The organism is uncultured Clostridium sp. (assembly GCF_934754915.1).
In the GTDB taxonomy this organism is placed as follows: Bacteria; Bacillota; Clostridia; order Clostridiales; family Clostridiaceae; genus Clostridium.
This window is the reverse complement of record NZ_CAKVKB010000240.1, coordinates 1-3,572: the sequence shown is the minus strand read 5'-3', so window position 1 is coordinate 3,572 and position 3,572 is coordinate 1. Positions and strand designations below refer to the sequence as shown.

Below are 3,572 nucleotides of genomic sequence, written 5' to 3'. Positions count from 1 at the left end.
TATGATGCGTTGATGAAAGTATTGCAGGATGCAGTTGAAAAAAAGAATACGAATGAGTTATTACTAAAGCAGCAGTTAATATTTACTAATAAAATGTTAAATATAATCAATCCAGATAAAGAAGCAAAAACATACAATTCATATGGCAATTTATCTAAATGATTTTAAAGTAAATCAAGGAAGTTAAAAATAGATAACATGGAAGTTAAATGTAAGAAAGGCAGGATATAAAAATGGCAGGTTTGTTTGATACATTTACAGTGGCTAAAAGAGGGTTATTTGTACAACAAGGAAACATCAATACAACTTCTCATAATATAGCAAATGCACAGACACCGGGATATTCAAGACAAAGAGCAGTAGTAGAAACAACAAGACCTTTTGGAGGATTATCAAAATTTGATAATATTGGATATGGTCAGATTGGTACTGGTGCACAGATAACAACAATTCAAAGGATAAGAAATGAATTTATAGATTATCAGGTAAGGAATGAAACTACTGATAAAGGTACTATGAATTCAACATATCAATATTTATACCAGGTAGAAGATATTTTAAATGAAACAACAAGTACAGGAGTACAAGGAGCTCTTAATGAATTTTATAATGCATTTCAGGAATTATCAAAAGCTCCAGAAAAACAAGATAATAGAACAGTTGCTCTTAAAAAAGCTGAAGCATTAGCAACAATGTTAAACAGCAGATATGATCAGCTTGAACGTAAACAGCAAGATGCTCAGAAGGAACTTGGAAATTATGTTACAGAAGTCAACAGTATTTTAGACCAGATTAATGATTTAAATAAACAAATATCAAGAGTTTCAGCTGTCAGCATGAGTCCTAATGATTTAATGGATTCAAGAGATTATTTGATAGATCAGTTAAGTTCTAAATTTGGAGTGAAAATTGATAAGAAGAAATATAATACTATAGATTTAAGTGTTGATCAGAATAATAATAAAAATTTAGGAAATTTAGTTAATTCTGATCCTAATGATCTTAATTATAATAGATTTTCTTATGTGCAAAATGTAGTATGTGACAATGAAGAAAATCCTACTAAATTGACTGTAACATATAATGTTCTTGGAAATGCAGATAATCAAAAAACATTTACTATTACAGGTACAAATTCAAAAGAACTTAAAGAATTACAAAAAACTTTATTACAAGATAGAATATTGGTTGGAAATAGTGATGGATTATTAGGCAGTAAAGATGCACAAGGTAAATTTACAGAATATACAACATTAAATGCAAGTGATTTTATTAAAACTGAAAATCCTACTACACATAAAAGTGAAAGTAAAGTAGTAATATTTAATGAGAAATGTTCAGGAATAACCAAAGGTGAAATTGCAGGAAATCAACAGGTTCAAGATACAATAGAAGTTTATAAAAATGAATTGAATAAACTTGCGGCAGCTTTTGCTTATTCAGTTAATGCAATTCAGACAGGAAGTACCGGAAAGTCAGGTGAAAAATCAGGTATATTAGATAAAGATAATAAATCAATTACAGCAGAATTATTATTTGTTAACTCAACTAATACATCTACTGACGCTGGAATAACAGCTAAAAATATTTCTGTAAATTCAAAAATGTTTAAGGATTTATCTTTAATAAATTCGGGGGAGCACCATGTTGCTGATTATAGTGGAGAAAAGGATGGCTCTAGAGCATTAGCAATAGCGCAATTAAAAGATTTGAAAATTGATATGGGAGCTTTACAGAATTTAGAGGATATAGCTACTAGAGATGAATTCTTTAATAAATCAGGTATAAGTTTTAAAAATGATACTACTAAAATGGATTTGGAAAATAAAAGCGGAACAGGAAGTAAGCTAAACAATTATTATTCAAGTACAATAACTAAGCTTGCATCAAATGTAAGCAAAGCAAAATCAGATCTTTCAACGCAAGTTACACTTTTATCGAATTTGGAAAATCAAAGGTTATCTGAATCAGGAGTATCTTTAGATGAAGAAATGTCAGATTTGATTCAATTCCAACATTCTTATCAGGCAAATGCAAAAATGATTTCAACAGTAGATGAACTTCTTGACGTTGTTATTAATGGATTAAAGAGATAGTTAGAATATTATTAAAAAATAGGAGGAATGATAATCATGAGAATGACGAATTCAATGCTTGTATCTAACTACATGAATAATCTGCAGAGAAATTTAGGAAATATGGGTACATTACAGAATCAATTAGCTACTGGTAAAACTATACAGAGGGCTTCGGAAAATCCATATACTGCAGTAAGAACTATGCAGCTTAATAATGAAATAAGTGCCAATAAACAGTACAATACTAATATAACTGATACTTCAAATTGGCTTGATACTACAGATACAGCGCTTGGTCAGGCTAACAGCATAATGGCGAGAATAAAAGAACTTACTGTAAAAGCTGGAAATGGAGCTTATAGTGGAGATGAAATAGGAGCTATAAAAGATGAAGTTGTAGAAAAAATAAAAGAATTAGGTCAGGTGTTAAATACTTCTTTTGATGGAAATTTTATATTTGGAGGAACAAAAAGCACATCAAAACCTGTTTATGTTGATGATAATGGTAATATAAGTCTTATTGCTAAAGATGGATCAAATATTTTTAGTGCAGGTACTTTTAATGTAGATAGACCTAAAAATGAAAAGATATATAATCAATTAGATTCTAAACTTAACAGTGAAATAGCACAAGGAGTAGTTGTAGAATATAATAAAACTGCTATAGATGTTCTGAATTATTCATATGATAAAGATACTGGTAAAACTGATGCTGGAACTATAGGTATTTTATCAGATTTAGTAAAATGTTTAAATGTGGCATCAGGTACAAAACAATCAGAAACTTTATCTGATGGAACAACAACTATTGATAATCCTAAGTCTGCTTTAGAGAAAATATGTGGAAAAATGACAGAAGATATAACTGCAGCAGCATCGCATATATCACAGATAAGATCAAATGTTGGAGCTATGGAAAATAGAATGAAATCAGCTAAAGATACAAACGAAGATCAAAATTATAATATGACAAGCATTTTATCAGAAACTGATGATATTGATTTTGCACAAAAAACAATGGAATATGCTGTATTGCAGACAGTGTATACAGCAACACTTCAAACAAGTGCAAAGATTTTGAATAATACATTATTAGATTATGTTTAGAAAATTAATATATTTTATGGAGTGTTTAAGGGTTTATTTCTGTAGAGGTGAAAGGAGATATCATTATGAAGTTTGTTTCTAAAGTATATGGAGAAATTGAATATACAGAAAACAATATTATTACATTTAACAAAGGAATTCCTGGATTTGAAGGATTAAGAAAATATATATTAGTAGATTTAAATGGATATGAGCCATTTAAAATGCTTCAATCTTTAGATGATGAGCATATTGGAATGATAGTGGTATCACCTTATGAATTTTTTGAAGAATATAAAGTTAAATTAAGTGATGAAACCATAGATAATTTGAATATAAAATCACCAGAAGAAGTTTACATAATTACTACAGTTACATTAAATTCAGATCCTAAAAAAATAACAACTA

Annotated in this window: 4 protein-coding genes; all 4 read left to right on the top strand. The window is 28.9% G+C overall.

From position 1 onward, the window contains the following. The first annotated feature begins 12 nt into the window (after nucleotides 1-12). Nucleotides 13-162: a flagellar export chaperone FlgN gene (gene flgN / locus Q0F58_RS18160; protein ID WP_294379276.1), complete on the top strand. Its 150-nt coding sequence runs from the start codon at nucleotides 13-15 to the stop codon at nucleotides 160-162. Nucleotides 163-233: 71 nt separating this feature from the next. Then, the gene (flgK, locus tag Q0F58_RS18155; RefSeq protein WP_294379273.1) at nucleotides 234-2,096 is read left to right on the top strand and encodes a flagellar hook-associated protein FlgK; all 1,863 of its coding nucleotides are present in this window, start codon (nucleotides 234-236) and stop codon (nucleotides 2,094-2,096) included. Nucleotides 2,097-2,132: 36 nt separating this feature from the next. Continuing rightward, nucleotides 2,133-3,185 carry a flagellar hook-associated protein FlgL gene (gene flgL / locus Q0F58_RS18150; protein ID WP_294379271.1) on the top strand — a complete coding sequence of 351 codons (1,053 nt, stop codon included), beginning with the start codon at nucleotides 2,133-2,135 and terminating at the stop codon, nucleotides 3,183-3,185. Nucleotides 3,186-3,250: 65 nt separating this feature from the next. Continuing rightward, the coding region (gene fliW, locus Q0F58_RS18145; protein ID WP_294379269.1) for a flagellar assembly protein FliW at nucleotides 3,251-3,572 on the top strand (322 nt) is incomplete at its 3' end.

What these genes read in the sequence shown, in the direction of transcription:
- flgN (WP_294379276.1), top strand. Translation starts at nt 13, where the DNA reads ATGAAAGTATTGCAGGATGCAGTTGAAAAAAAGAATACGAATGAGTTA.
- flgK (WP_294379273.1), top strand. Translation starts at nt 234, where the DNA reads ATGGCAGGTTTGTTTGATACATTTACAGTGGCTAAAAGAGGGTTATTT.
- flgL (WP_294379271.1), top strand. Translation starts at nt 2,133, where the DNA reads ATGAGAATGACGAATTCAATGCTTGTATCTAACTACATGAATAATCTG.